Raw genomic sequence first — 26,510 nt, 5'->3', positions numbered from 1 at the left:
CTTCGGCCCCTCGATAGCGTCTGATCCGACGAACCCTTCGCACCCCAGAGGCTTCTCCATGCGCAATCGTCTGATCCTCAACTGCTTCTCAATGAACGTCGTCTCCCACATCTATCACGGACTCTGGCGCCACCCCGACAGCACACAGATGCATTTCGACAAGCTCAGCACCTGGATCGAGCTGACCAAGCTCCTGGAGCAAGGCTGCTTCGATGCGCTGTTCCTCGCTGACGTCGTCGGCATCGACCCGGCCTACAAGGGATCGTGGGACACCTACATCAGGGAAGGCTTGCAGATCCCCTGCAACGATTCCGCTGCGCTCTCCGCGGTACTGATCGGCGTCACCGAAAATCTCGGTCTTACCTTCACCAGCTCCATCATGTCGGAGCACCCGTTCAGCTTTGCGCGCCGACTGTCGACGCTGGATCATCTCAGCAACGGGCGCATCGGCTGGAACATCGTCACCAGCGTAAGCCACAACGCCGCACAGAACTTCGGCTTCGACGAGATCATCCCGCATGACGAGCGCTACCGCCGCGCCGACGAGTACATGGAAGTCGTCTACAAGCTCTGGGAAGGCTCGTGGGACGAAGGCGCGGTGCTCGGCGACAGGGAGAACGGCGTCTATGCCGATGCCAGCAAGATCCATCGCATCTATCATTCTGGCGAGCGCTACAGGGTGCTGGGGCCGCATCTCTGCTCCCCCTCACCGCAGCGTACGCCCGTGCTGTACCAGGCCGGCGCCTCGCCGGTCGGCCAGTCCTTCGCTGCCCGCAATGCGGAAGGCACCTTCGTGCTCTATCCAACCATCGAAGGCGCGCGCAAGGGCATCGCGGCGACCCGCGCCGTCGCGGAGGCGAACGGACGGCGGCCGGAGGACCTGAAATTCATCCAGGGCTTCTCCTTCGTCGTGGGTAGCACCGAGGAAGAGGCCTGGCGCAAGTCCGATGAGATCGACAAGGGCGTGAGCTATGACGGGCTCGCCGCACATATCAGCCGGGACATGGGCATCGACCTCGGCATGCTCGACCGCGACATGCCGATCGATCAGGCCAACATCGAGGGCCTGCGCGGATTCATCAGCATGTTCGAGGCCAGCAACCCCGGCAAGAAGGCGCGCGTCCAGGACCTCGCCTACGCGCTGTCCTACAACAGCCGCATCGTCGGCACGCCCGAGAGCATCGCCGACCAGCTCGAAGCCTGGCAGGATGCGGGCGTCGACGGCATCAACATGATCTGCCAGTATTTTCCGGGCTCCTATCGCCACTTCATCGAACACGTCATCCCGGTGCTTCAGGAGCGCGGCCTTGCCCAGCGCGAATACGCACCGGGCACGTTGCGCGAGAAGATGTTCCCCGGCAGCGGCGGCCGGCTGAACGAACGCCACCCCGCCGCGCGCTATCGCGGGGCCTTCAAGGGCGGCGGCGAGAAGAGCGCAGGCAGCACCGGCGTCAAGTGGCAGACGGAACGCGCATGATGAACGAGACTGTCATGGAGCGTTCCGAGCCTGCCTTCGACGCGATGTCGAGGGCCAACGCCTTCAAGTCGGGTATGCGAAGATTTGCCTCCGGCGTCGCGCTCATCACGAGCGCCGCCGCCGGACACCGCGCCGGGCTGGTTGCAACCGCGATCAGCTCGGTCAGCACAGCGCCACCGACCCTGCTGGTCTGCATCAACAGGAGCGCCTCGGCGCATGAGGTCATCGATCGGTCCGAAGTCTATGCCGTCAACCTGCTGGCCGCCGCCGACCTCGACCTTGTCGACGTCTTTTCAAAATCAGCGCGCCGCGCAGAGCGGTTCACGTCCGGCGATTGGCAGACGCAGATCACGGGCGCGCCTGTGCTGGCTTCGGCGCTCGCCGCGTTCGATTGCAAGGTGGTGCAGCGGCTGGCCTGCGAGACCCACACCATCTTCCTGGGCGAGGTCTTGCAGGTCGGAATCGCCGGGCAGGACGTCGATCCCCTGCTCTACATGGACAGCGCATTCAGGCGGCTGGAGCGGGCTGCCTGAAGGATGCCGGGGCGGTTCACGCTCGCTCACTGCGATATTCCCGCGGCGTCTTTCCGAACCGCTGGCGAAATGTCCTGCTGAAATGCGAGAGGTCGTTGAAGCCCCAGCGCAAGGCGATCTCGGTCACCGTCTCGCTATCCGCCTTCTGCTTCGCGAAATCCCTGGCGCAACGCTCGAGGCGCTGCTCCAGGACGAGGCGGCCGAACGAGCGACCGCCCTCCTCCAGGACCTTGTGCAGATAGCGCACGGAGATGCCGAAATGGTCGGCGACCTTGGCCGGCGCCAGCTCGGGATCGGCGACGTTCGTCTCGATGTGAGTGACCAGGGAGGCACATAGCGCCCGCCGCGCGGAGCCTCGCGCCATCTCCTGGGTCGCCTGCGTTGCACCGAGCGATATGGCCACGAGCTCGACCATGCTGCTGCTCAGTGTAGCGCCGGTCGGCGACAGCCCCTCCACATTGCGCACGATCGACTTGAGCAGATCGATGGCGACAGTACCAATCCCGCCATTGTCGGCGACGATCGTGGCCGTCGCCTTGTCGGGATTGCGCAGCAGCGGACGCAGCAGATGCCGCGGAATCCGGAACGAGTACTGCTCCCAATCGTCACTGCAGTAGTCGTTGAGATAGGGCTCCGTCGAGTCCACGATCGAGAACTCGCCGGGATTGAGCAGCGCGGCACGGCCGCCCTGCTGCATGCAGCATTGCCCTCGGAGCTGGAGATTGAGGAAATAGACTTCCGTCGGCATGCGGCTGATCTCGGAGCGCCCGCGATAGATCTTCTGACGGCCCGACGAGATGGTGGTGACGTTGATCGTCGAAAGCGGATGGGCGGTGACATGCCCGGCAAAGCCGCCCACCGCGGGCTCGCGCACCGGATTGAGCGCGATATAGGCCTCGCAGAGGACCTCTCTCCAATAGCTGAACTGATCCCGCTCGGGCAGATCGTTCGTGGTCCAGGTCTCCATGGCAAATCCTCGACACAGTGACACTGGCATCTGAAAAAGCACTTTCCATGCCAGAACAGCACCAGCACGCAGCACAAACATTCGGCAACGGATGAGACAGAACGGCTGCCTAATACAGTTCGTTCACTGTCAGCACAAAGCCCGGGCGCTGTCGGGCAAGACCGTCGCTGCGCACGCGCATAGCCTTCTTCCCGTCAATCAGGGCGCGCCACGGGACGGCGCGTCGACATGTCTCGAGGTCTTGAGGAGGAAGCCATGCCGATCGATTTCACGCTCAGCCCGGAGCAGGCCGCGCTTCGCGAAGGCGCGCGCAGCTTCGCCAACACGGTGCTGAAGGACGTCCGCGCGACGATCCGCCAGTATAGCAAGCCGGACGAGCGCTTCTATGCAACGCGGCCGTTTCACAAGAAGGCGGTCGAAGCCGGCTTCGTCAAGGGACTGTTTCCGAAGGAGGTTGGCGGCACCGACGTTCCCGCACTCGACTTCGCCATCGCCGCCGAAGAGCTGGCCGCGGTCGATGTCAACGTGCCCAGCACGCTGCTCGGGACCGGCCTCTGCGTCAAACCCATCGTGTTCTTCGGGACGGAGGCGCAGAAGAAGCGCTTCCTGCCTGATTTCATCGAGGATGGAACCCGGCTCGGCGCGCTCGCCTTCACCGAGGTGACGGGCGGCGCGAACTTCGATGCCGTCGATCCGCGCTACGGCGTGAAAACTTTCGCCAGGCGCGAGGGTGACGAATGGGTGATCAACGGCGAAAAGCACTACACGACGAACGGGACCGGCTGGGACGGCAAGAACTGCCATCTGTATGCAGTCGTGTGCCGAACCGATCCCAACAAGGGCGCGCAGGAATCGCTAGCCGTCATCATGGTGCCGGGCAACCTGCCCGGCGTGCAGGTGACGGGAATACTGGATACGGCGGGACACCGGGCGACGATCTCGCCGCGAATGAAGTTCGAGAACGTCCGCGTCCCCGCCGACAACATCATCGGCAAGCCCGGCGACGGGATCAAGATCGTCTCCACCAACTTCGCCTGGACCGCCGCGCTGATCGGCGCCGCCTGCGTCGGCGTCATGCGAGCTGCCTTCGATCATGCCCTCGACTTCGCCAGGAATGATGCCCGCTCCGGGCCGCACCCCATCATCGACTATCCGACCGTTGGCTACATGCTGGCCGACATCAAAATGAAGATCGAGGCCTGCCGCTACCTGACCTGGAAGTCCTGCCATCAATACGATCTGTCGGGCGGAGAGGAGCACGAGCTCGCCGTGATGACGAAAGTGTTCTGCTCGGAGACCTGCGTGGACGTCGTCTACGACTGCATGCGCGTGGTCGGGGTCGACAGCTACACCGACATGCACCCGCTGGCAGAACTCATGAACGATGCGATGTGCTTCCCGCTCTATGACGGCGGCAACATGGGGGCTCGCCGTCGGCAGCTCCACAGCATCATCAAGGGCCCGTCCTACGACGCGCATTTCGCGCCTTACGGCACGTTCGGCGCATGAATGCGGGGAGGATCCGCCCGCGGCGCCGGTCCTCCCTGCTCACGTCACCGCGTTGACGACCTGGTACTCCGGCCGGCGCCACACCTCGCCTGCGATCACATCCTCGATGATCTCGGCCGCCCTCACTATCTCGCTCTCGCCGATATACAGCGGCGTGAGGCCGAACCGCATGATGTCGGGCGCGCGGAAATCGCCGATGACGCCGCGCGCGATCAGGGCCTGCATGGCGGCGTAGCCGCCCTCGAATGCGAAGGAGACCTGCGAGCCGCGGCGCTCATGAGCGCGCGGGGTGACCAGGTTCAAAGACGGGCAGCGGCGCTCGACCTCGGCAATCAGGAGATCGCCGAGCGCCAGGGAGCGGGCGCGGACCTCGGCGAGGTCGACGCGGTCCCAGATGTCGAGCGAGGCTTCCAGCGCCGCCATTGCCAGCACCGGCGGAGTGCCGACGCGCATGCGCTCGACGCCGCCGGCGGCGGCATAGGCAAGCTCAAAGGCAAACGGCTTCGCATGGCCCATCCACCCAGACAGCGCGGCGCGAGCGCTGTCGGCATGGCGCGGTGCGACGTAGAGGAAGGCCGGCGCGCCGGGACCGGCATTGAGATATTTGTAGGTGCACCCCGCGGCGAAATCGGCGCCGCAGCCCGCGAGATCGACCGGCAGCGCACCGGCCGAATGCGCGAGATCCCAGACCGTGACGATGCCGAGAGCGTGCGCCTTCGCGGTCAGCTTCGCCATGTCGTGGCGGCGGCCGGTGCGGTAGTCGACCTCGGTGACGTAGAGCACCGCGATCTCCTCCGACAACGCGATCTCGATCTCCTCGGGCGCCACCAGGCGCAATTGATGGCCGCGCCCGAGCGTCTCGATCAGGCCCTCGGCCATGTAGAGGTCAGTCGGGAAGTTACCGGTATCCGACAGGATCACCTTGCGCGAGGCGTTCATGTCGAGCGCGGCGGCGAGTGCCTGATAGACCTTGAGCGACAGCGTGTCTCCGACCATCACCGAGCCGGCAGCAGCACCGATCAGGCGCGCGATGCGATCGCCGACGCGACGCGGCTGGACGTACCAGCCGGCGGTGTTCCAGGCGCGGATCAGCTCGTTGCCCCATTCGGTCGTGATGACGCGATTGACGCGGTCGGCGACGCCCAGCGGCAGCGCGCCGAGCGAGTTGCCGTCGAGATAAATCACGCCGTCAGGCAGATGAAACAGAGCCTTGGTGTCGTCATAGACGCGATATTTGGTCATGGGCATTTCTATAGAATCGTACGCACGCGCCAGAGCTCGGGAAACAGCTCGACCTCCAGCATGCGCTTGAGATAGCTGACGCCGCCAGTGCCCCCGGTGCCGCGCTTGAATCCGATGACGCGCTCGACCGTCGTCACGTGGTTGAAGCGCCAGCGGCGGAAATAGTCCTCGAAATCGACCAGCTTCTCGGCCAGTTCGTAGAGCATCCAGTGCGTCTCCGGCGCCTCGTAGACGATACGCCAGGCCTGCAGCACGCCTTCGTTGAAGCTGTGCGTCTCGCGAACATCGCGCGCCAGCACCGCCGCAGGCATCTTGAGCCCGTTGCGGTCGGCAAGCCGCAATACCTCGTCATAGAGGCTTGGCATCGCAAGTTCGGCTTCGAGCAGCTTCGTCGTCTCCGCATCGTGCGCGTGCGGCTTCAGCATGGCGTGGTTGCGGTTGCCGAGCAGAAATTCGATGAGTCGGTATTGCCGCGACTGGAAGCCCGAGGATTGCCCGAGCTGCGAGCGGAAGCGGGTATATTCGCTGGGCGTCATCGTGCGCAGCACGTCCCAGGCGCCGTTGAGCTGCTCGAAGATGCGCGACATCCGCGCCAGCATCTTCATCGCAGGTTGCACCTCATCCCGTGAGATCGCGCGGCGCGCCGCACTGAGCTCGTGGATGGCCAGCCGCATCCATAGCTCCGTGGTCTGATGCTGGATGATGAACAGCATCTCGTCATGCGCCTCCGACAGCGGATGCTGCGCTCCCAGGATCGAATCCAGCGCAAGGTAGTCGCCGTAGGACATCCGCCGGGTGAAATCGGTCTCGGCGCCTTCGCTCGTGGGATCGTAATCGCTGGACGTCATGACAGGTCCTTTCGATCGATCTTCCATGCTTCGTCAGTCGAGGCCGATCAGGCGGGCGGTGATCGACGACGACGGATCCTTCAGTCCGTCGATCACGGTAAAATGGTTGAGGCCGGGCTCGACGACGAGGCGGGTCGGCACGTCGAAGCCGGTCCAGACATTGGCCATCAGATCGGACTGGCGGATGAATTCGGGCCGCTCGCTGCCGCCGACCCAGGCGGTCACAGGCGAATGCCCGCGCGGCAGATGCAGCACCGCGCTTTCCAGCGTCGCCTCCTCGATCGTCATGCGCAGCGTCTCGTTCATCTTGGTCTTCAGCAGCGGACGCAGATCGTGCAGGCCGCTGATCGAGAGCGTGCCGGCGATCCGGTCGTAGACGGCGGATTCGAGGCGGCCGTCGTCGCACAGCATGCGGGTGACGAGATGGCCGCCGGCGGAATGGCCGGCGAGCCGGATCGGACCGGCGACGAGCGAGGCCGCCTTGGCGATCGCGGCCGTAATTTCTGCGGTGATATCTGAGATGCGCGCGGCCGGCGCCAGCGTGTAGCTCGGCAGCGCAACCGTCCAGCCATGACGCCGCGCGCCTTCGGCGAGATCGGTCCACGTCGATTTGTCGAAGCGCATCCAGTAGCCGCCATGGACGAATACGACGAGACCCTTGCTGTCGCCGTCGGGCAGGATCAGGTCGAGCTTCTGGCGCTCGCCGGCGCCATAGGCGATGTCCGGGCGAAATTCCTTCAGCCCGGCGCGGTAGGTCGCCGCCCGCTCCGCCCACAGCGCCGGCATCTTGTCCGAGCCCGGGATATGGGCCGAATTGGCATAAGCGTCATCCCAATCGCGCATCGTGTTTTCCTCGGCGGACTAAAGGCCAGCGAGCCGAACGTCAGTCTGCCACCGGCAAGGCCGCCCTCCTAGTCTTTATTTTAAGCTTAAAGGATTCGGCCGCGCCCGAGTTTCGGGCAGCGGAGCGGCAGACATTCCCGCCATTCCCGCCTGAATGGGGATCTGATGGACCGCTTCCCTCATTGCGAGCGCGGTGACGCAATCCAGAATCTTGCCGCCGCGGCAGCCTGGATTGCTTCGTCACTTCGCTCGTCGCAATGGCGGCGGAAAGAGCTAGGCCTTCTCAACTCCGCACCATTCCGCGATGAACAGCGCCATCGCCTTGGTCGTCTTCTTCAGCGACTCCAGGTCGACGAACTCGTTGAAGCCATGCATCTCGCCTCCGCTGGCCCCGAAACACAGGCTCGGAATGCCGTGATTGAGGCCGTAGAAGCGGGTGTCGGTGAGCGCGGTGAAGACGAGGTCCTCGACCGCGCCGCCATAGACGGCGTTGAAGGCCTTGCCGAACGCAGCTTCCGGCGCGGCGGCGTCGGTCAGTTCATAGCCTTCCGACAGGAAGCCCGACCATTCGATCTCCGGCGGATTGTTGGCGAGGAAGCGGTGGTTTCGCGCTGCAGCAGCAACGCAAGCCATGATCTCCTTCTGGTGATCGGCGATCGACCAGCCCGGCAATACCGCAATCCGGCAGTCGACGTCGCACCAGGCCGGCACGCTCGAGGCCCAGTCTCCGCCCTTGATGATGCCGGGGTTGAAGTTGATGGGATGGTTGAGCGTCTTGAAGTGACGATCGGCCTTGGCGCGCTCGTTCCATTCGATCTCGAGCTTTTGCAGTGCCTGGATCAGGTGATACGCCGCCATGATCGCGTTCGCGCCCGAACCTGCGAAGGCAACGTGGGTCGGATGCCCCTTCACGCGCAGGCGAAACCAGATCACGCCGACCTGCGAACGCACCATCTTGCCACCGGTCGGCTCCGGAATGAAGCAGGCGTCCGCGCGATAGCCGCGCTGCAGCGTGGAGAGTGCGCCGACGCCGGTGCTCTCCTCCTCGATCACCGATTGAAAATGGATCCGCGCCGTCGGCCTGAAGCCCGCGGCCTTGATTGCGTCCAGCGCATAGAGCGCACCGATCGTGCCCGACTTCATGTCACAGGCGCCGCGGCCGAACATCTTGCCGTCCTTGACGACCGGCGAGAATGGCGGCGTATCCCACAATTCCAGCGGGCCGGCCGGCACCACGTCACAGTGCCCCTGCAGGATCAGCGATTTGCCGCCATTGGTCTGCGGACGGTAAGTGCCCACCACGGAACGAGCCTTCGAAAAATCGTGCTCGATCGGACCGAAGCCGCGCAGATCCTTCAGATCGTCGACATTGATGTGCCAATCGTCGACCTCGTATCCACGTTGCCGCAGGAGATCGCCGATCATGTCCTGGCACGGACCCTCCGCCCCGCGGGTCGAAGGAATCGCGACGAAATCGCGGGTGGTTGCAAGCTGAGCTTCGAAGCCGCTATCGACGGCGTCAAGAATTCTCTGCTGCGTTTCGGCATTCATCAGGGCAACTCCAGGCATTTCAATGGTTCCCAAGGAGTGCGCAAACTAGCCGATTTCAGCCGTTCGGGTACTCCACAAAATAAGCATCCCGCAATGCATCTTCGAGCAGCCGGCCATCGGAATAGCCATTCAGCGTCGCAGGCCGGCTCACACCGTCAAGCAGGCGCGGGCACGGCTCCGGGGCGCCGAGTACGGTGCGGACCGGAATGCGCTCCGCATAAATCGGCAACTCATAGTCCTCATCGTCGTCAGCGACACCCTTGGCGCGGATCTTGGCCGAGGCCTCCTCGATCTCCATGGCGATGAAGGACGTTGCCTTTATCTCCTGCGTGGTGCTCTGTCGCAGGCTGGCGGTGCGATCCGGAAAGAAGCGGTCGACCATGGCGATCACCGCCCGCTCCTTCTCCTCGGGGTCGGTGACGAGATAGGCGGTGCCGAATGCCATGACCGCGCGGTAGTCGGCGGAATGGTTGAAGCCGCAGCGTGCCAGCACGAGGCTGTCGAGATGGGCGACCGTCAGACAGACGCGCTCGCCCTTGCTCTGGTTGCGCAACATACGGCTGGCGCTCGAGCCGTGCCAATAGAGCTTGGTGCCCTCGCGCCAGAAGAAGGTCGGCGTGCAATAGGGCTGGCCGTCGATCACATAGGAGACGTGGCAGAGCATCGAGGAATTGAGGATGCGGTGGACCGTGGCGTGATCGTAAAAGCCTCGGTCGTGCCGGCGCTTCACCTGGTTGCGCGCCGACGTCGGGTAGGAATTTGAGGTCTCGGTCTGGCTCACGGCCGCTCCTGATCGGATTGGAAGAATTCCAGAGCCGTTGTACCCGCGCATTTGGTCTGCGATAGTTCCAATTCCATGCAAAAAATTCCGACCAATTCGTCCTCGCCGGCCAAGACCGAGCTGCCGCTCGACCTTACGGGGCCGCACATCACAGCCGGCGCTTCCGCCGCGCACCGGCTCTATCAGGCGCTGTGCGAGACGATCGTCTCCGGCCTCGTCAAGCCCGGCGAGCTGCTGCCGCCATCGCGGGCTCTGGCCAGGCAGACCGGCTTCCGGCGCAACGCCGTCGTCACCGCCTATGAGCGCCTGATCGCCGACGGCTTTGCCGACGCAACCGTCGGCTCCGGAACGTTCGTCGCCGCACGAATCCCTGCGCGGGCGGCAGAGCCGAACAGGCCGAAGGTGGTTGTCGAAACGCCCGGGCAAGGCGCCTTCGCGCTCGGCTGCACCCATATCGACGAGCGCGCGGTGCAGCGCTTTCGCGCCTTCGTCGGCCGCCGCATGCGTGCGTTCGGGGCCGAGCACCTGCATTATGGAGATCCCCGCGGCAGCCGCGAGCTGCGCGCGGCGATTGCCGATCATCTGCTGTCGGCGCGCGGCCTGCGCTGCGATCCCGATCAGATCATGCTGACCTCGGGCACACTGCACGCGCTGCGCATCGTGCTGAGCGCGATCCTGAGGTCCAACGACCAGGTGTGGTGCGAGGACCCCGGCTATCCCGCCGCGCGAACAACCATCGCGCATTGCGGCTATCGCGCCGTGCCTGTCCCCGTCGACGAGCACGGGATGCGTGTCGCCAGCGGCCGTATCGCGGCGCCGTCCGCGCGCGCAGCCTACGTCACACCGTCGCATCAATTTCCGCTTGGCGTGCAGATGTCGATGCCGCGGCGGCTCGAGCTTCTGGATTGGGCAAGGCAGGCCGGCGCATTCGTGCTCGAGGACGATTACGACAGCGAGTTCCGCTATGACGGCGCACCGCTGATGTCGCTCGCCGGCATCGATCGGCTCCAGCGCGTGATCTACCTAGGCACGTTTGCCAAGACGCTGTTTCCGGGCCTGCGCATCGGCTATTGCGCCCTGCCCGAACGCCTGATCGCGAACGTGACGGCTGCGCGCGCGGCCCTCGACCGCTTTCCCGGCACGCTGATGGAAGGCGCGGTGGCCGACATGCTCAATTCCGGCGCCTTCGCCGCGAACCTGAAGCGCGTGAGAAAGCTCTATCGCGAGGCGCGTGATGCGCTGGCCGAGACGCTGGAGGCCAAATCCGACGGCGCGCTATCCGTGCCGGTGCCATCACAGGGCCTGCATCTTGTCGCCCGGTTCGATCCTTCGGTCGATCCCTCTGTGGCAGCGCAAGCCAAACAAGCGGCCGGCGCCGAGGGCTGGCTATTGGCCGACACTTATTCGCGCGCGCGTCCACTGCCCGGCTTCGTGCTGGGATTTTCGGGGCATGCAGTTCCACAACTCGTGGCGTCCGCCGAGCGGCTGGCGCGGGAATCGCGCTCGGCCTTGCGCGCGAAAAGCAGATCGGGCCGGCGGGCGTAGCCAGGCTTCACTATCAGAATCGCTGACCCGCCCCTACACTGCGGCATCAATTCCGGGAGCTTCCGTCATGTCACTCCGTCGCGCCGCCTGCTTTTCGCTCCTGATCGCCACCGTGCTTGCGCCGACGGCGCGTGCCGGCACCATCGGACGCGAGCAGGACATCGTCGATCTGAAGCTCGGCCAGCGCGTGCTCGTGGATGACGGAACCTGCCCCGCCGGTCAGGTCAAAGAGGTGCGCGGCGCCAAGATGACGGAGAAGGGTGTCTCGCGCACGAGCTCCTGCGTGCCGCGGCACGGGCCGAAATCGAAATGATCAGCTGAGAAGCTACTTCGCCGGATCGAACATGCACTGCAAGGTCGGCTTGGCGATCTTGGTGAAGGTCGGGCCGATCTCACCCCGCTTGGATACCGGCACCCAATCGGTCTCGATCGTCGGCACGCCGGTCTCGCTGATGCCGCGCAGCAGCGCCTCACGCAGATCCCGGTCCTCGACGGCAGCGGCGGCATGGTCATGCAGGCAGCCGCAAACCGCTTCCGGATGCTCCCAGCGCCCGAGCATACGCGGCACGCACTGGCGCACGAATTCGCTGCGTGGATCGGGTAGCCTGGACGGCGCGCGGACCTGCGCCTGAACGGAACCGATCGTCAGTACGGATACGAACGCCGCAGCGCAGAGACGAAGCAACATGATGGCCTTGCCGGCTGTTGTCTTGTGTGCGGTCAGAAGCGCGCTGCGACCATGATCGGCTGCGCTGGCGTGATCGTGACGGGCGAGCCGCTGTACTGGAAGGTGCCGATACCGGGGAGATCCCCTTCAGGCGTCCCCGCGAACGAGGAGCCGGCGAGCACGAACCCGAAAGCAAGGATGAAGCTGAGCGCGCGCATGATTTGTGTCCCAATTCCGTGGCCGGCGGTGCGCCGTCGTCGTTGTGACGCTGATAACCATAGGCGGTTTCGCGCGTGATGCGCGAAACGCTGAAAATGGTTTCGTCTCCGTGAGAATTGTTTCGTCCGGTCCGAGACGACGAAACAATTCTCAGAAAATGCCAGTCATTTCAGAGAGGTCTGGCTGCAGCTCAAAGTGGCCCGGCAAGTTCCTGCCCCAGCGCGGAAACGCACCCTGCACCGGCGCCGTCATGCTCCCGCCTCGAACGCTTCACACGCATTTTACGATTTTCTGCTGAAGAGGGCGGCAAACGAGGGCTGGTCCTCGAACCAGGGGCGGTTCGGCCGCGACCCAAGCCATCGAAACCGAGACGCCCGATTCATCGGGCGCATTCACGTGAGGGATGGCCACCATGACGGCGGGAAATCGCGCAACGCCGCGCGAGACGGATCCACCGAGGGATCGCGGAGACGAACCACCCGTTCGGGGCAGCGCCGGCGAAATGGCGTTGCAATCGAGCCGCGGCTTCGAGGCCGCACCGCAGATGTTCGTGCGGCTGACCGGTTCGCATCTCGCGAAGCCGGGTGATCATCATTGAGTGAACGCAAGGGCGTCACTGAGTGAAGAACTCGCCGCACTTCTGGACGTTTGCGTCCGCCGGTCCCCACGGCATGATCGGCACGGTCGAGGTCGAGTTCTTGGGCGATCCCTCGATCAATCTGTCCGAATAAACCATGTAGACCAGCACGTTGCGCTTGGCGTCGCAGCCGCGCACGATCTGCATCTTCTTGAAGAACAGCGAGCGCCGCTGGCGGAACATGTCGTCGCCCTGCTCCATCTTGTTCTTGAACCTGATCGGGGCGACCTGGCGGCAGGCGAGCGAGATGTCCGAGACCTCCTCGGCAAGGCCCAGCCACCCCTTGAAGCCCCCCTTCTCCGGCACCGTGAAATGACAGGCGACGCCCTCGACTTCCGGATCGTCGAGACCATAGGTCGCGAGCTTGTCGTTCGGGCTCATCCATTTGAACACGGTCGAGCGGCGGAAGATTAGATCGGGCTCGTCGGCGGCAGATGCCGACGCCATTGGCGCGGTCAGAGCCAGGAGAAATAAAGCGAGGCCTTTCAAGCGGATGCTGGAAAGACCGGGGAAACGAGATGACATGAAGCTCTCCGGTAACAAGTCCCCGCAATGTAAGAACGCGACAGCCCGACAGGAAGGCGGCAGGCAGCCGGTCGCGGCCGCCGTTTACCGCTCCGTGAGGCTTTTTTGCTACGGCTTGGACAAAAGTAACTGATCGCAGAACCACCTTGCTGGTGAACGCGTATACCCTTTGTGAGACTAACGTCTGATTTGGGATTATGGATTTGAGGATGAACAGCGTGAACGGGTCGGGTTCTTCCGCCAAGTCGGCGCGGCTTTGGCAGGTCGCCATTTTGACGGCGGCGGGCGCGATCGGCATCGGCACGACCAGCCAGGCAAACGCAGCGTTCTACTATTGGACGGATTATTCCGACGGCTCCTATTACGCCCGGCAGCGTCCCGAGCCACTGCGCCAGAAGCCGCAGAAGCGCCGCACAGTCGGCAAGAAAGAAGTTACAGCCGAGAAGGAAGCCGGCACCAAGCCGCAAGGACCGCTCGTCATCGTCGTCTCGATCGACCGGCAGAAGGTGACGGTCTACGACAGCAAAGGCGCGTTCGCGGAATCCCCGGTCTCGACCGGCATGAAGGGCCATTCGACGCCGATGGGTGTGTTCAGCGTCATCCAGAAGCACAAATTCCACCGCTCCAACATCTATAGCGGCGCACCGATGCCGTACATGCAGCGGATCACCTGGTCCGGCGTCGCCATGCATGCCGGCGTGTTGCCGGGTTATCCGGCCTCGCACGGCTGCATCCGCATGCCGATGTCGTTCGCGGTGAAGATGTGGAACTGGACCAGGATGGGCGCGCGCGTCATCGTCGCCCCCGGCGAGATGACGCCGCACAGCTTCTCCCACCCCCTGCTCGCGTCCGTGCGAGTGCCGCCGCAGCCCACGGTGAGCCTCGAGCCGCAGACCAATGTCGTCGAGAAGGGCGATAAGGGCGCCGCCGAAACCAATCCCGTGGAGACGAAGACTGCAAGCGCCGACAGCGTGCCCGAGCTGCGCGCGTCGGTCGGCCACGCCGTGATGTCGGATGTGACCACGGGCAGAGCGCCCGCACGCGAGGAAGTGATCGCACCGGCCGACAAGGCCAGGACGGCCGAGGCATCTGATACGGCCAAGCCAAGTCACGACAACAAGTCCGCCGACAAGGTCGAGGCTGTCAACGCCGAGCCGGTCAAGACGGAGGCGGTGGACTCGGCGAAGACACCTGGTGCACCGGCCACCGCGCCGACGATGACTGCTTCGCCCGACGCAAAGAAGGACGAGACCCGCGTTGCCGACCCGGCGCCAGCCGCAAAACCGGAAACGCCCAGGCGAGCCGGCCAGATTGCCGTCTTTATCAGCCGCAAGGATTCCAAGCTCTACGTGCGGCAGAATTTTGCACCGCTCTTCGAGGTGCCCGTCACGATCGCCGCGAGCGACCGGCCGCTCGGCACGCATGTCTTCACCGCCGAAGTCGACAAGGCCGATGCCAATGCGCTGCGTTGGTCGGTGGTGTCCCTGCCCGTCTCCGCCCGTTCCGCGGCACGCGACGACACCAGCCGCCTCGCGGCGCGCCGCCAGCGCGGCGCCGCCTTGATCCCCGTCGCCGCCAGGCCCGTGGTCACGCCCGACAGCCCGGCCGAGGCCCTCGACCGCATCTCGATCCCCGCGGAGACCATAGCGAAGATCAACGAGATGCTGACGTCGGGCGGCTCGATCATCGTCTCCGACCAAGGCATCAACCAGGGCGAGACCGGCGAAGGCACCGATTTCATCGTCCGCCTGTACTAGGCTTCGTTCCCGATAACGCGGTGTTGAGCAGTCCGGTCGTGCCGGCGGGGTAACATGCGGCCCGGATCATTTCGGGGGACGCCGTCATGATGAATCGCAGGACCATGCTCGTCGCAACGGTTGCAGGCGCGATTGCGCCGGCAACACGCGCTTTCGCCGATGGCGGCATGAGCCGGATCTCGGCCTACGCCTTCTCCTTCCCCGCATTGTCAGGCGACGACATCCGCCTCGCCGCGTTCACCGGCAAGCCTCTGCTGGTGGTGAACACCGCCTCGCTCTGTGGCTACACCCCGCAATATGCCGGCCTGCAAGAGCTCTGGAATGAGTTTCGCCCGCGAGGGCTCACCGTGGTCGGCGTGCCCTCCAACGACTTCGGGGGCCAGGAACCCGGTGGCGCGAGCGAGATCACGGAGACCGCGCACCACCAATATGGTGTTACCTTCCCGGTTACGGCCAAGGCCGTGGTGGTCGGAGCGAAAGCGCATCCATTCTACAGATGGGCCGCCGAGGCGCGACCGAAGGAAGTTCCGAGATGGAACTTTCACAAGTACCTGATCGGCCGCGACGGCTATATCGCCGACGTCTTTCCGTCCGCGGTCGAACCGGCCGACACGCGAATCAAAACGGCCATTGCGAGGGCGCTGGCCGACAGTTGACGCAAGCGCCGCATCCGGCTGGGCACAATTGTGGCCGGGCGTCAAACAGCCGTTGCAATGGCGATGCCGCACCATCTAGGCTAGGATTGTTTGGGGCAGGACGGTTTTTGCCACAGGCGAAAAGCCGCGGCGGGACAACGGGGCCAATCTCGAGGACAACACCATGCGTGTGGCGGCAGGACTGATTTTGGCAGGCGCGATGTCGGTTGCGATGACCGGCGCAGCATGGTCGCAGACACCGGCCGCGAAGCCGGCAGCCGCGACGCAAGTTGCACCGGCGGTGACGCCGGTCGCATCGGCGCCCGCGACGGCTCCGGCCGCCGCTCCCGCGACAGGCGCCGCGCCAGCAGGGTTCGTCAATCCGCCTCCGCCCAAACAGCCGCCGCAGCCGGCACGCGCGACCTGCAACACGCCGGGCGCGCTCGGTGTCGCCCGCACTGTTGAGATCGACACCACGGGCGGTCCCGGCTTCGGCTTCGAGCATTTCAAGGAGCTCGACTTCCTGCGCGACAAGGAGGTGGTGCTGACCTTCGACGACGGCCCCTGGCCGCGCAACACGCCCGCGGTGCTGAAGGCGCTCGCCGACGAATGCACCACCGGCATATTCTTCTCCATCGGCAAGCACGCGACCTATGAGCCGGAGATCCTGAAGCAGGTCTACGCGGCCGGCCATACCGTCGGCGCCCACACCTGGTCGCACGCCAACCTCAACAACAAGAAGCTCACGGAAGCGCAGCGCAAGGACGAGATCGAGAAAGGCTTCAGCGCCGTGAGATGGGCGCTCGGCGGCATCTCGCCCTCACCGTTCTTCCGCTTCCCCGCGCTCCAGCATCCGCCGGAGATGGTCACCTATCTCGGCAACCGCAATGTCGGGATCTTCTCCTGCGACATCGACTCGTTCGACTTCAAGGCTTCCAAGCCCGAGAAGGTGGTCGATACCGTGATGAAGAAGCTCGATACCAAGGGCAAGGGCATCATCCTGATGCACGACTTCCAGAAGCACACCGCTGAGGCCCTGCCCGAGCTGCTCAAGCGGCTGAAGGCCGGCGGCTACAAGGTGGTGGCGATGCGCGCCAAGTTCCCGGCATCGACGCTGCCGGAATACGACCAGGAGCTGCTCAAGGACATCAAGCTGCCGACCGTGAGCCAGCGCCCGGTCAACTCCGTGGTGACGACCGTTTCCGAATAGAAGGCCCTTGTCTTTCCGGATCGAAGGCTACGTCATCGTCTCGGCGGACGGCATGCTTGCCGACGCCGATCGCCTTATGCCCGACAGCCTGAAGTTCGAAGGCGACAAGCTCTTCTTCGAGCAGGCGCTCGATCGCGCCGCGCTGATCGTGCATGGCCGGCACTCGCACGAGCAGCAGCCGAATTCGCCGAAGCGCAAGCGGCTGATCCTGACCCGCAGGATCGGGGACCTCACCGTCGATCCGGAGATGCCGAATGCGACGCTGTGGAATCCGCAGCACGCAAGTTTCGAGGCGGCCTGCGCCTTCGCGGGCGTCGCCTCCGGCATGATCGCGATCATCGGCGGTCCGGACGTGTTCGACATGTTCATGGACCGCTACGACACGTTCTGGCTGTCCGAAGCCCCGCATGTGCGGCTGCCCGGCGGCGAAGGCTGTTTTGTCGGCGTGCCGGCGCGGACGCCTCACGAGGTGCTGGCTTCGCACGGGATGAGGCCGGGCGCGCCGTACGTGCTCGACGCGGCACATGACGTGACCGTGACGCCGTGGCGGCCGGAGTAGCCTTCGGCATTGCCCGCTGGCTTTCGCTCACACCGGCGGGATGAGGCTCCGCCAAAATCGGAGGAACAACCCCATGCACAGTACCGGCATCTCGATACCCTTGCGTATCCTGGTAGTGCAGCAAGCTGAAATTGGTGCCGCCGCCGGCCAGCGCAAAGCCGGCTAGCGTATTTGCCGAGAACCGTTAATCGGCCCCGACGGCGGTCATGGCGCTATAGCCAACTTCCGCGGCGCTGCGTCAATACGAACTGACGACTGAGAAACACCGCATCAATAGACTGAGACAAACGCGCAAGACTGGACGGCTTTGGATCGTGACGGAAGACGCCAATCGCGCGCTGCCTGCCCCGGCGCGGCAGCATTGGTGCACAAACGAGCTGCTTTCGCTCTGCGGAATAATCACCATATACGCCGGGGCCCGGGTCTCCCGCCGAAGCCGTCCGGGTCTCCGGACATCTTGCCATGATTGGCCGGCGGCCAGCTCCGGCCTTAACGATGATCGATACCCAAGCACCATGAGCAACGACTGCACGACGAAAGGTCCGACAGACGCCTCCGGACTGACGGGCGATGCGGCCCCCATTTCGTCCTTGCTACCGACATTCGGCTTCACGGCCGATCGGATGGAGACAGATGCGAACGTCGCCGCCTGGCGAGAGTCCGTCGCCACGCTGTTCGACGTCGACGAGCTCGCCGCCGACGAACCGGGCCCGTTCCGCGCCGACATCAGTTCCTACGCCATGGGGCCGGTGCTGATCGGGCGGAGCCGTGCCAGCGGCCAGCGTTTCCGTCGCACCCCCGAAACGATTGCGCGCAGCGGCGTCGACCATATCATTCTCCAGCTCTACCTGAAGGGTGGCTATGACGGCGTCGCAGGCACCCGGCCGATCCATGTGCGTGCCGGCGACATCTGCCTTTTCGATCTCGCCCAGACTCTGGAGACCAAGGCGACGGCTTTCGAGAATATCACGCTGGTCGTGCCGCGCCCGATGTTCGGCACCCATCTCTTGCGAGTCGACGACCTGCACGGCCTCGTCCTGCCCGGCAGCAGCGTGATCGCAAGGCTGCTGGCGGGACATCTCACCGCTCTGATCGAATTTGCTTCCCGCATGACGCTCGACGAATGCCAATCGGTGGTCGAGGGCACGGTCTCGCTGCTGGCAGCGTGCCTGCGCCACGAGCTCGAACGTGGCGACGCTGACGCCGACCATACCGTCGCTGCGCGCCCGTCCTTGATGCGGATCAGGCAATATATCGAGGCTGGCCTTGCCAGCGAGGATCTGTCGGCCAATTCGATCGCGGCCCATTTCGGCCTGTCTCGGGCCTCACTGTACCGGTTGTTCGCGCCCGTCGGCGGCATCGCGGACTACATTCGCAGCCGTCGGCTGCACCGCGCGTTCTTCGATCTCGCCAATTCGGGCTCGCGTGGTCCGCGGATCAGCGAGGTCGCGCGGCGCTGGCAGCTCGGCACCGACGCGCATTTCACGCGCTCGTTCAAGGCAGCCTATGGCATTACGCCCCGCGCAGCGCGCGAGGCCGCATTGCTCGGCCTGCAGCACGGCACCGATGCAACGAGCAGCGCAACGATTTCCCGCTGGATGCGCGAGATCGCGCCCCCAAGAGCGGATTGATCGCTACACGTCGCCGTAGGCCGCCTCTGCCGGACGCGTGGTGCGGCCATAGCCGATGATCATGCAGAGCGCTCCGATGATCGACAGGTTCTTGAGCGCGTCCACCAGCATCTTGGCGTTGTCCGGCGGGCTCTGGTTCCAGAAATCGTAGAACAGGACCGTCGCGACGCCGACGTAGATGATCAGCAGCATCGCGAAGAAGCGCGCGCCGAAATTCAGCGCGATCATCAACCCTGCGATGACCTCCAGTCCGCCGACTGCAATCGCCAGCAGCTGCGGCGTGGTCATGGCCGTCGCCGTTTCGACCTGCGTGGCGTAAGGCGAGATGACTTCAGGCACCACGAGCTTGGTGGCGATGAAGTCGGCAGTCTCCTGGATGGCAAAGAGCTTGGTCGCGCCCGTGTAGATGAACAGCACGGCGAACAGGATTCGCCCGAAAGTCACGAACGCTGGCATGATCGGCCTCTTGGCAAAGCGCTACAGCACGGAACGCTTGAAGGGATTATGAAGAGTCCGTTCGCGGTTTTCAAACGGGGAAATGGAGAACTGCGAGGAATTCAAAAGGGAGCGGCGCTCCGTTCGGTTGGCGCTCCCTGGCGGAATCGAACCGAGAACGATGTGATCGGCCAAAACGCTCTCGGCGTCATGGCCAGGCTTGTCCCGGCCATCCACGGCTTGCCTCGCGGGACGAAGAACGTGGAAGCCCGGGCATGACGAGTTTGCGGAGCGAGCGCTCCCTAAATTATCTTGAGGGGGTACGAAGCAACTACGTGAACAACGTCGGCTGCTGCCTTGCGGCGCGCTCCTGCGCTTCGACGACTGCAACAGCCGTCATGTTGAGGATGCCGCGCGCAGTCACCGACGGCGTCAGGATATGCGCGGGGTGCGCCGGGCCGACCAGGATCGGACCGACGGGGAGCGCGTCCGCCAGCGACTTGATCATCTGATAGGCGACGTTGGCGGTATCGAGGGTCGGCATGATCATGATGTTGGCCTCGCCCTCCAGCTTGGAGTGCGGCAGCACCATTTTTCGCGCAGCGGTGGAGAGTGCGGTGTCGCCCTGCATCTCGCCGTCGGCCTCGATCTCTGGATGCTTCTCCCTCAACAGCTGGGTCGCCCGCCGCATCTTGCGAGAGGATTCGGTGTCGTAGCTGCCGAAATCCGAGTGCGAAACGAAGGCGATCTTCGGCTTGATGTTGAAGCGCTGCACGTGAACCGCGGCGAGCGATGCGATCTCTGCGAGTTCTTCCGCGGTCGGGTTGGGCCGAACTTGCGTGTCGGCGATGAAGAAGGCGCCCTTGCTGGTGATCAGCAGGGCCAGCGCCGCGTAGTCGCTGATCCCCGGCGAGAAGCCGATGATCTCGCGGACATGGCGCAGATGGCTCATGTAGCGGCCCTCGACGCCGCAAAGCATGGCATCCGCCTCCCCGCGCGTCACCGCGAGCGCCGCGATCACGGTGTTGTTGGTGCGCACCACCGTGCGGGCTGCATCCGGCGTGACGCCGCGGCGGCCGGCGACCTCGACATAAGACTGCACATAGGAGCGGTAGCGCGGATCGTCCTCGGGATTGACGAGGTCGAAGTCCTTGCCGGCGCGGATGGAGAGGCCGAAGCGCTTGATGCGCGCCTCCACGACCGAAGGACGGCCCACCAGGATCGGCCGCGCCAGGTTCTCCTCCAGCACCACTTGCGTGGCGCGCAGCACGCGCTCGTCCTCGCCTTCGGCATAGATCACCCGCACCGGCTGGGTCTTGGCCTTGGCGAACATCGGCTTCATGACGAGACCGGAGCGGAAGGCGAAGCGCTCGAGCAGCGCGGTGTACTCGTCGAAATTGGTGATGGGTCGCGTCGCGACACCCGACTCCATCGCCGCCTTGGCAATAGCCGGCGCAATGCGCAGAATCAGGCGCGGGTCGAACGGGCTCGGGATCAGCGAGCCCGGGCCGAACCCTTGGGTCTCGCCCGTGTCAAAACCCTGCGCAACAGCATCGGACGGCGCCTCGCGGGCGAGCTGCGCGATGGCCTCGACGGCGGCGTGCTTCATCTCCTCGTTGATCGCGGTGGCGCCGACGTCGAGCGCGCCGCGGAAGATGAAGGGAAAGCAGAGGACGTTGTTGACCTGGTTCGGGTAGTCGGAGCGGCCGGTGCAGATCATGGCGTCGGGGCGCGCCTTTCGCGCCTCTTCCGGCATGATCTCCGGCACGGGGTTGGCGAGCGCCATGATCAGGGGCTTGTCGCCCATCGCCTTGGCCATCTCGGGCTTGAGCACGCCGGGTGCCGAGAGTCCGATGAAGATGTCGGCGCCGCCGATGACGTCGGCGAGCGTGCGCTTGTCGGTCTTCTGTGCATAGACCGCCTTCCAGCGATCCATCGAGGTGTTGCGCCCCTCATGCACGAGACCGTCGATGTCGCAGACCCAGATGTTCTTGCGCTGCGCGCCCATCGAAACGAGCAAGTTCAGCGTAGCGAGCGCGGCGGCCCCCGCCCCCGAGGCCACGATCTTGACATCGGACAGCTTCTTGCCGTTGAGCCTGAGGCCATTGGTGATGGCGGCGGCGACGATGATGGCGGTGCCGTGCTGGTCGTCATGGAAGACCGGGATCTTCATGCGCTCCTTCAAGCGCGTCTCGATCTCGAAGCATTCCGGTCCGCGGATGTCTTCCAGATTGATGCCGCCGAAGGTCGGCTCTAGCGCCGCCACCGTCTCGACCACGCGGTCGATGGTGTCGGCGGCGATCTCGATGTCGAACACGTCGATGCCGGCGAATTTCTTGAACAGGACCGCCTTGCCTTCCATGACCGGCTTGGAGGCCAACGGGCCGATGTTGCCGAGGCCAAGCACCGCGGTGCCGTTGGAGACCACAGCGACCAGATTGGCGCGGGTGGTGAGCGTGGCCGCCTCGGCCGGGTTCTTGGCGATCTCGGTGCAGGCCGCGGCAACGCCCGGAGAATAGGCCAGCGCGAGGTCGCGCTGGTTGGCAAGCGGCTTGGTTGCCTGGATCTCGAGCTTTCCGGGGCGCGGCAAACGATGGTAGGCCAGCGCCGCCTGGTGGAGATCATCAGAATAGGACGACATGCGGAGTCTTGCCTCGCGTTACCGGCATCAAAATGCATGATCCCGAGCTGCCGCCCAAGCGGAACGGTATTTCCGGGTCATGGAAACGGGATGAAGCACGCCGGGTGCCCCGGTGGCAACATCCGATTGCTCCCCCATCAACAGGGCACGCATTCAACTGTCTGAAAACCATAGCTTTCCCTGGACCGCGCGGCGTTTGCCGAATATGGCAGGTTGCGCGGAGCAGAACGAGCAACTGGAGCTGGGAATGAAGCGAATCCTGATCGGCCTGATCGCGCTCGCCGTGCTGGGCGCCGGCGGATGGCTTGGCTTCAATCTCTATGTCCAGCATCGCGCCACCGCCGAGGTCGAGGCGACCTTCGAGCAGATCCGCAAGCACGGCGGCAAGGCGAGCTACGGCAAGGTCGGGTTCGAGTTGGCGACGCGCACCGTCACGATCGAGGATATCGCGATCGAATCCGGCCAGCCGAACCTGGCTCTCCTCAGGATCGCAAAGGTAACGGCGGTCGGCGCGCGTCAGGCAGACGAGGCCCGTTTCTCGGCCGACAGCATCGAGATGCGAGGTGTCGAGGCCGCCATCACCACCAGCGACCGGACCAAGCTGAAGGCGAACTACAAGATCCCTGAGATCACAGCCCGCGATTTTTCCGGCCCGATCCGTGCCGCCAGCCCTCCGCTGTCCGGCTCCATGCTCGACATGTACCGCTTCATGCTCGCGCAATACGCAAGTGTCTCGGCGTCCTCGATCGTAGCGCCGACCATCGCCGTCAACGTCGATGCGGGAACGGGCAACGCCGGAAGCGGAGACTTCGTCTATTCGGCTCTGGCGATCCTGAACGCCAATCGCGGCAAGATCGAAACAGCGAAGACGGATCGCATCACCTACTCGCTCGACGTGGCCCAGCCGGGCAAGCCTGCAAAAATGACCGGCGAGCTGTCCGGCTTGACTGTCCATGATTTCGACGCAACCGCAATCACGGCCGCACTCGATCCGCAGGGGTCCAGTGATGACAACTTCCACAGTATCTATCGGCGCGTCTCGGCCAATTCCTACGCGCTGACAATGGCGCCGGGCGTACGCGTGCAAATCGGCAACTTCGCCATCGACGACATTGCGATCCAGCCGTCGAAGTTCCGCCCGGCCGAGATCATGACGTTGATGCCGGCAGACGGCTCGATCCCAACGGCGGCGCAGTCGCGCGACATGACCGCGAAGGTGGCCGACCTCTTCGAGGGCTTTCGGATTGGCAAGGCGGAAATCGGCACACAAACGGTCGAGACGCCGCAAGGAACGGCAAGGCTCAATGCCGTCAAATATGACGAAGAGAAGTTTGCGCTGGAGGGCCTCGACATGCCGATGCCCCAGGGGCAGTTCAAGATGGAGCGCTTCGCGCTGAAATCCTTCAGTGCCGCTGGTTTGTTCCGCTGGGCGGCCGGCCTCAACAATCCCGGTCAGCCGCCCTCGCCCGATCAGATGCTCGGCCTGTTCCGCGTGCTCGAAGGCGCCGAGATCAAGGGCGTTGTGGCGCCCTACAAGAACACGCGCCAGTTCGTCACGATCGACACGCTCAGCCTGAACTGGGGCCAGCTTGTCGGATCGATTCCGAGCAAGGCCAATCTGGTCCTGAAGATGGTCACGCCCACAGACCCCGCCAATCCGGCGGAGCGGCCGCTGATCATGGCGGGCGTCGACAAGCTCGCGATCAACCTCGATTTCGGCGCCGCCTGGACGGAATCATCGGGCGCGTTCGCGCTCGCGCCCGCCACGATCGATCTCGGCAATCTTGCCAGGGCCCAGGCCCGCTTCGCACTCGCCAACGTGCCGCGCGGCGTGTTCACGACCGATCCGGTGCAGGCCATGAACGATGCCGGCCAGATCGAGACCGGCGCGATCGAGCTCTCCTTGCGCGACAGCGGCGCCGTCGATCTCGTCGTGGCGCAGTTTTCACGCATCCAGAATGTCAGCCGCGCCGCCGCGCGCAGCACCATCGTCGAGATGATCCGGGCGCAGGGCGAGAAGCTCGCGTCATCCAACCTCGACGCCAGGGCGACCGCGGACGCGCTCGCCGACTTCGTCTCGACGTCGGGGCAGACCCTCTCCCTCAAGCTGACGCCGCTCGGCAAGCTGCCGGTGCTTCAGCTCATGGACGTCCTGAACAGCGAGCCGGTTATCGCACTGGCGCAGTTCAGAATCGAGGCGTCGACGGGGCTGTAGGAGAGAGACGGTCTCGTGTCCCGGACGCGCTGCAGCGTGTAACGCTGCTGCGCAGAGCCGGGATCCAGAAAGGCCGCAGTTCGCCGAGACATGGGCCCCGGCTCAGCAGCGCAGCATTCGCGTGCTGCGCTGCGTCCAGGGCACGAGACCGAAACCGCCGCACGCTCACTTCTGCGGCAGGTTCACCCGCACATGCAGCTCGCGGAGCTGCTTGGTGGTGGCTTCCGACGGCGCACCCATCAGGAGGTCCATGGCCTGCTGGTTCATCGGGAATAGCGAGATCTCGCGCAAATTCGTAGTGCCGCAGAGCAGCATCACGATGCGGTCGACACCCGCGGCCATGCCGCCATGCGGCGGAGCGCCATACTGGAAGGCACGGTACATGCCGCCGAAACGCTCGACCACTTCCTGCTCGCCATAGCCGGCAATCTCGAACGCCTTCACCATCGCTTCCGGCACGTGGTTGCGGATGCCGCCGGAGGCGATCTCGTAGCCGTTGCAGGTGATGTCGTACTGAAACGCCTTGATGGTCAGCGGGTCCTGGCCCTTCAGCGCCTCCAGGCCGCCCTGCGGCATCGAGAACGGGTTGTGCGAGAAGTCGACCTTCTTGTCGTCCTCGTTGTACTCGTACATCGGGAAGTCGACGATCCAGGCAAGCTCGAACCGCTCCTTGTCGGTGAGGTTCAATTCCTCGCCGACCTTGTTGCGGGCAAGGCCCGAAAACTTCCAGAACTTGTCGGGATCGCCGGCGACGAAGAAGGCGGCATCGCCTTCCTTGAGGCCGAGTTGCGCGCGGATCGCGGCGGTGCGCTCGGGCCCGATATTGTTCGCGAGCGGGCCTGCGCCCTCGCCGCCCTCGCGCCACATGATGTAGCCGAGGCCGGGCTGGCCCTCGCCCTGCGCCCACGAATTCATGCGGTCGCAGAACGCGCGGCTGCCGCCACCCGGTGCAGGAATTGCCCACACCTGGTTCTTGGGATCTTCGAGCATGCGCGCAAAGACCTTGAAGCCGGAGCCGCGGAAGTGCTCGGAGACGTCCTGCATCTCGATGGGGTTGCGGAGGTCCGGCTTGTCGCTACCGTATTTGCGCAGCGCCTCGGCGAATGGAATCCGTCGCCAGCCCTTTGTCACCGGCTTGCCCTTCGCAAACTCCTCGAACACGCCGGTGATGACGGGCTCCATCGCGGCGAAGACGTCTTCCTGCGTCACGAAGCTCATCTCGACGTCGAGCTGGTAGAACTCGCCCGGCAGTCGGTCGGCGCGCGGGTCCTCGTCGCGGAAGCAGGGCGCGATCTGGAAATAGCGGTCGAAGCCCGACATCATCAGCAGTTGCTTGTACTGCTGCGGCGCCTGCGGCAGCGCGTAGAACTTGCCGGGATGGATGCGCGACGGCACCAGGAAGTCGCGCGCGCCTTCCGGCGAGGACGCGGTCAGGATCGGCGTGTTGAACTCGAAGAAGCCCTGCCCCTCCATGCGCCTGCGCATCGACTTGATGATCTCGACGCGCGTCATGATGTTCTGGTGCAGTTTTTCGCGACGCAGGTCCAGGAAGCGATATTTGAGCCTGATGTCTTCGGGATATTCCTGGTCGCCGAACACCGGCAGCGGCAGGTCGCCGGCCGGACCCAGCACCTCGATCTCGCTGACATAGACCTCGACCTTGCCGGTCGGCAGATCGTCATTGTCGGTGCCCTCGGGGCGGCGGCGCGCCTTGCCGTCCATCCGCACCACGAATTCCGAGCGCAGCTTTTCGGCCAGCGAGAATGCCGGCGAGTCCGGGTCGACCACGCACTGGGTCAGGCCGTAATGGTCGCGCAGGTCGATGAACAGCACGCCGCCATGGTCGCGAACGCGATGGACCCAGCCTGACAGGCGGACCGTCTCGCCGATGTTGCTCTCGCGGAGCGCGCCGCATGTATGTGACCGGTAGCGATGCATGGTCGTCCCAAAATCAATGTCGGAGGATGCGAATCGAACGGCCTGTCACGGCCGGTCCGAAGTTGCGGCAGGGTTTACCTCGGGAGGACCAAGGCGGCAACCAAGGGAACGCCCTGTTTTGGGCTGGAAGTGCCCATTTTCAGGG

24 protein-coding genes are annotated in these 26,510 nt (G+C 64.5%); 12 read left to right on the top strand and 12 right to left on the bottom strand.

Annotation, left to right across the window (positions count from 1 at the left end):
* Window positions 1-58 precede the first annotated feature (58 nt).
* Both ACSHT2_RS01185 and ACSHT2_RS01180 read left to right on the top strand, forming a co-directional pair.
* On the top strand, window positions 59-1,477 hold the full coding sequence (locus ACSHT2_RS01185) for an LLM class flavin-dependent oxidoreductase (RefSeq protein ID WP_440640024.1): 1,419 nt from the start codon (window positions 59-61) through the stop codon (window positions 1,475-1,477).
* Entirely contained in the window at window positions 1,474-2,010 is a 537-nt protein-coding gene (locus tag ACSHT2_RS01180; RefSeq protein ID WP_440640023.1) for a flavin reductase family protein, read from the top strand. The genes ACSHT2_RS01185 and ACSHT2_RS01180 overlap by 4 nt, the downstream gene beginning before the upstream one ends.
* A 16-nt stretch (window positions 2,011-2,026) precedes the next feature.
* Here ACSHT2_RS01180 and ACSHT2_RS01175 read toward each other — a convergent pair whose 3' ends face one another.
* Window positions 2,027-2,977, bottom strand: coding sequence for a helix-turn-helix domain-containing protein (locus ACSHT2_RS01175; RefSeq protein ID WP_028180725.1), 951 nt, complete (start codon window positions 2,975-2,977; stop codon window positions 2,027-2,029).
* 255 nt (window positions 2,978-3,232) lie between these two features.
* Between ACSHT2_RS01175 and ACSHT2_RS01170 the strand changes: the two genes are divergently transcribed.
* The gene (locus ACSHT2_RS01170) at window positions 3,233-4,486 is read left to right on the top strand and encodes an acyl-CoA dehydrogenase family protein (protein WP_440640022.1); all 1,254 of its coding nucleotides are present in this window, start codon (window positions 3,233-3,235) and stop codon (window positions 4,484-4,486) included.
* A gap of 39 nt (window positions 4,487-4,525) precedes the next feature.
* Here the strand turns inward: ACSHT2_RS01170 and kynU are convergent, their stop codons facing one another.
* From kynU to ACSHT2_RS01145, 5 genes are all read right to left on the bottom strand, one after another.
* A complete protein-coding gene (gene kynU / locus ACSHT2_RS01165) occupies window positions 4,526-5,728 on the bottom strand; it encodes a kynureninase (RefSeq protein WP_440640021.1) in 1,203 nt (400 codons plus the stop codon).
* Window positions 5,729-5,736: 8 nt separating this feature from the next.
* Window positions 5,737-6,576, bottom strand: a complete 840-nt coding sequence (gene kynA, locus ACSHT2_RS01160; RefSeq protein WP_440640020.1) for a tryptophan 2,3-dioxygenase — start codon at window positions 6,574-6,576, stop codon at window positions 5,737-5,739.
* A 33-nt stretch (window positions 6,577-6,609) separates the two neighbouring features.
* Complete coding sequence (locus tag ACSHT2_RS01155) at window positions 6,610-7,419, bottom strand: alpha/beta hydrolase (protein WP_440640019.1); 810 nt, start codon at window positions 7,417-7,419, stop codon at window positions 6,610-6,612.
* 273 nt (window positions 7,420-7,692) lie between these two features.
* Entirely contained in the window at window positions 7,693-8,970 is a 1,278-nt protein-coding gene (locus ACSHT2_RS01150; protein WP_440640018.1) for an ArgE/DapE family deacylase, read from the bottom strand.
* 55 nt (window positions 8,971-9,025) lie between these two features.
* A complete protein-coding gene (locus ACSHT2_RS01145; RefSeq protein WP_440640017.1) occupies window positions 9,026-9,751 on the bottom strand; it encodes a pyridoxamine 5'-phosphate oxidase family protein in 726 nt (241 codons plus the stop codon).
* 75 nt (window positions 9,752-9,826) lie between these two features.
* Here ACSHT2_RS01145 and pdxR point away from each other — a divergent pair, with 75 nt between their 5' ends.
* Window positions 9,827-11,296: a MocR-like pyridoxine biosynthesis transcription factor PdxR gene (pdxR, locus tag ACSHT2_RS01140; RefSeq protein ID WP_440640016.1), complete on the top strand. Its 1,470-nt coding sequence runs from the start codon at window positions 9,827-9,829 to the stop codon at window positions 11,294-11,296.
* 67 nt (window positions 11,297-11,363) lie between these two features.
* Window positions 11,364-11,609: a DUF6719 family protein gene (locus ACSHT2_RS01135; protein WP_440640015.1), complete on the top strand. Its 246-nt coding sequence runs from the start codon at window positions 11,364-11,366 to the stop codon at window positions 11,607-11,609.
* 12 nt (window positions 11,610-11,621) lie between these two features.
* Here ACSHT2_RS01135 and ACSHT2_RS01130 read toward each other — a convergent pair whose 3' ends face one another.
* Window positions 11,622-11,984: a hypothetical protein gene (locus ACSHT2_RS01130; RefSeq protein WP_440640014.1), complete on the bottom strand. Its 363-nt coding sequence runs from the start codon at window positions 11,982-11,984 to the stop codon at window positions 11,622-11,624.
* 32 nt (window positions 11,985-12,016) lie between these two features.
* Window positions 12,017-12,181, bottom strand: coding sequence for a hypothetical protein (locus ACSHT2_RS01125; RefSeq protein ID WP_440640013.1), 165 nt, complete (start codon window positions 12,179-12,181; stop codon window positions 12,017-12,019).
* Window positions 12,182-12,594: 413 nt separating this feature from the next.
* Here ACSHT2_RS01125 and ACSHT2_RS01120 point away from each other — a divergent pair, with 413 nt between their 5' ends.
* Entirely contained in the window at window positions 12,595-12,780 is a 186-nt protein-coding gene (locus ACSHT2_RS01120; protein WP_440640012.1) for a hypothetical protein, read from the top strand.
* A gap of 15 nt (window positions 12,781-12,795) precedes the next feature.
* Here ACSHT2_RS01120 and ACSHT2_RS01115 read toward each other — a convergent pair whose 3' ends face one another.
* Window positions 12,796-13,344: a CreA family protein gene (locus ACSHT2_RS01115; protein ID WP_440640011.1), complete on the bottom strand. Its 549-nt coding sequence runs from the start codon at window positions 13,342-13,344 to the stop codon at window positions 12,796-12,798.
* A 209-nt stretch (window positions 13,345-13,553) separates the two neighbouring features.
* Between ACSHT2_RS01115 and ACSHT2_RS01110 the strand changes: the two genes are divergently transcribed.
* The 5 genes from ACSHT2_RS01110 (at window position 13,554) to ACSHT2_RS01090 (ending at window position 19,136) form a co-directional block, all read left to right on the top strand.
* Window positions 13,554-15,101 carry a L,D-transpeptidase family protein gene (locus tag ACSHT2_RS01110; protein ID WP_440640010.1) on the top strand — a complete coding sequence of 516 codons (1,548 nt, stop codon included), beginning with the start codon at window positions 13,554-13,556 and terminating at the stop codon, window positions 15,099-15,101.
* An 86-nt stretch (window positions 15,102-15,187) separates the two neighbouring features.
* Window positions 15,188-15,757 (top strand): glutathione peroxidase, encoded by a 570-nt coding sequence (locus ACSHT2_RS01105; RefSeq protein WP_440640009.1) that lies wholly within the window; start codon window positions 15,188-15,190, stop codon window positions 15,755-15,757.
* A 163-nt stretch (window positions 15,758-15,920) separates the two neighbouring features.
* Window positions 15,921-16,946: a polysaccharide deacetylase family protein gene (locus ACSHT2_RS01100; protein WP_440640008.1), complete on the top strand. Its 1,026-nt coding sequence runs from the start codon at window positions 15,921-15,923 to the stop codon at window positions 16,944-16,946.
* Between the two features lie 7 nt (window positions 16,947-16,953).
* Window positions 16,954-17,505 carry a dihydrofolate reductase gene (locus ACSHT2_RS01095; protein ID WP_440640007.1) on the top strand — a complete coding sequence of 184 codons (552 nt, stop codon included), beginning with the start codon at window positions 16,954-16,956 and terminating at the stop codon, window positions 17,503-17,505.
* Window positions 17,506-18,020: 515 nt separating this feature from the next.
* Window positions 18,021-19,136, top strand: coding sequence for a helix-turn-helix domain-containing protein (locus ACSHT2_RS01090; RefSeq protein ID WP_440640006.1), 1,116 nt, complete (start codon window positions 18,021-18,023; stop codon window positions 19,134-19,136).
* Window positions 19,137-19,139: 3 nt separating this feature from the next.
* Here the strand turns inward: ACSHT2_RS01090 and ACSHT2_RS01085 are convergent, their stop codons facing one another.
* Both ACSHT2_RS01085 and ACSHT2_RS01080 read right to left on the bottom strand, forming a co-directional pair.
* A complete protein-coding gene (locus ACSHT2_RS01085) occupies window positions 19,140-19,592 on the bottom strand; it encodes a DoxX family membrane protein (protein ID WP_440640005.1) in 453 nt (150 codons plus the stop codon).
* A 310-nt stretch (window positions 19,593-19,902) separates the two neighbouring features.
* Complete coding sequence (locus tag ACSHT2_RS01080; protein ID WP_440640004.1) at window positions 19,903-22,212, bottom strand: NADP-dependent malic enzyme; 2,310 nt, start codon at window positions 22,210-22,212, stop codon at window positions 19,903-19,905.
* A gap of 247 nt (window positions 22,213-22,459) precedes the next feature.
* Here ACSHT2_RS01080 and ACSHT2_RS01075 point away from each other — a divergent pair, with 247 nt between their 5' ends.
* Window positions 22,460-24,427: a hypothetical protein gene (locus tag ACSHT2_RS01075; protein ID WP_440640003.1), complete on the top strand. Its 1,968-nt coding sequence runs from the start codon at window positions 22,460-22,462 to the stop codon at window positions 24,425-24,427.
* 165 nt (window positions 24,428-24,592) lie between these two features.
* Here the strand turns inward: ACSHT2_RS01075 and aspS are convergent, their stop codons facing one another.
* Window positions 24,593-26,365, bottom strand: a complete 1,773-nt coding sequence (aspS, locus tag ACSHT2_RS01070; protein WP_440640002.1) for an aspartate--tRNA ligase — start codon at window positions 26,363-26,365, stop codon at window positions 24,593-24,595.
* Window positions 26,366-26,510 lie beyond the last annotated feature (145 nt).

Source organism: Bradyrhizobium sp. PUT101, assembly GCF_052043945.1.
Lineage (GTDB): Bacteria > Pseudomonadota > Alphaproteobacteria > Rhizobiales > Xanthobacteraceae > Bradyrhizobium.
The sequence above is the reverse complement of the archived record's forward strand: the minus strand, read 5'-3'. Positions and strand labels throughout refer to the sequence as shown.

Bases quoted from the DNA above. Each gene is read 5' to 3' on its own strand.
- ACSHT2_RS01185 (WP_440640024.1), top strand. From the start codon at position 59: ATGCGCAATCGTCTGATCCTCAACTGCTTCTCAATGAACGTCGTCTCC.
- ACSHT2_RS01180 (WP_440640023.1), top strand. From the start codon at position 1,474: ATGATGAACGAGACTGTCATGGAGCGTTCCGAGCCTGCCTTCGACGCG.
- ACSHT2_RS01175 (WP_028180725.1), bottom strand. From the start codon at position 2,977: ATGGAGACCTGGACCACGAACGATCTGCCCGAGCGGGATCAGTTCAGC.
- ACSHT2_RS01170 (WP_440640022.1), top strand. From the start codon at position 3,233: ATGCCGATCGATTTCACGCTCAGCCCGGAGCAGGCCGCGCTTCGCGAA.
- kynU (WP_440640021.1), bottom strand. From the start codon at position 5,728: ATGACCAAATATCGCGTCTATGACGACACCAAGGCTCTGTTTCATCTG.
- kynA (WP_440640020.1), bottom strand. From the start codon at position 6,576: ATGACGTCCAGCGATTACGATCCCACGAGCGAAGGCGCCGAGACCGAT.
- ACSHT2_RS01155 (WP_440640019.1), bottom strand. From the start codon at position 7,419: ATGCGCGATTGGGATGACGCTTATGCCAATTCGGCCCATATCCCGGGC.
- ACSHT2_RS01150 (WP_440640018.1), bottom strand. From the start codon at position 8,970: ATGAATGCCGAAACGCAGCAGAGAATTCTTGACGCCGTCGATAGCGGC.
- pdxR (WP_440640016.1), top strand. From the start codon at position 9,827: ATGCAAAAAATTCCGACCAATTCGTCCTCGCCGGCCAAGACCGAGCTG.
- ACSHT2_RS01135 (WP_440640015.1), top strand. From the start codon at position 11,364: ATGTCACTCCGTCGCGCCGCCTGCTTTTCGCTCCTGATCGCCACCGTG.
- ACSHT2_RS01130 (WP_440640014.1), bottom strand. From the start codon at position 11,984: ATGTTGCTTCGTCTCTGCGCTGCGGCGTTCGTATCCGTACTGACGATC.
- ACSHT2_RS01125 (WP_440640013.1), bottom strand. From the start codon at position 12,181: ATGCGCGCGCTCAGCTTCATCCTTGCTTTCGGGTTCGTGCTCGCCGGC.
- ACSHT2_RS01120 (WP_440640012.1), top strand. From the start codon at position 12,595: ATGACGGCGGGAAATCGCGCAACGCCGCGCGAGACGGATCCACCGAGG.
- ACSHT2_RS01115 (WP_440640011.1), bottom strand. From the start codon at position 13,344: ATGTCATCTCGTTTCCCCGGTCTTTCCAGCATCCGCTTGAAAGGCCTC.
- ACSHT2_RS01110 (WP_440640010.1), top strand. From the start codon at position 13,554: ATGAACAGCGTGAACGGGTCGGGTTCTTCCGCCAAGTCGGCGCGGCTT.
- ACSHT2_RS01105 (WP_440640009.1), top strand. From the start codon at position 15,188: ATGATGAATCGCAGGACCATGCTCGTCGCAACGGTTGCAGGCGCGATT.
- ACSHT2_RS01100 (WP_440640008.1), top strand. From the start codon at position 15,921: ATGCGTGTGGCGGCAGGACTGATTTTGGCAGGCGCGATGTCGGTTGCG.
- ACSHT2_RS01090 (WP_440640006.1), top strand. From the start codon at position 18,021: ATGAGCAACGACTGCACGACGAAAGGTCCGACAGACGCCTCCGGACTG.
- ACSHT2_RS01085 (WP_440640005.1), bottom strand. From the start codon at position 19,592: ATGCCAGCGTTCGTGACTTTCGGGCGAATCCTGTTCGCCGTGCTGTTC.
- ACSHT2_RS01080 (WP_440640004.1), bottom strand. From the start codon at position 22,212: ATGTCGTCCTATTCTGATGATCTCCACCAGGCGGCGCTGGCCTACCAT.
- ACSHT2_RS01075 (WP_440640003.1), top strand. From the start codon at position 22,460: ATGAAGCGAATCCTGATCGGCCTGATCGCGCTCGCCGTGCTGGGCGCC.
- aspS (WP_440640002.1), bottom strand. From the start codon at position 26,365: ATGCATCGCTACCGGTCACATACATGCGGCGCGCTCCGCGAGAGCAAC.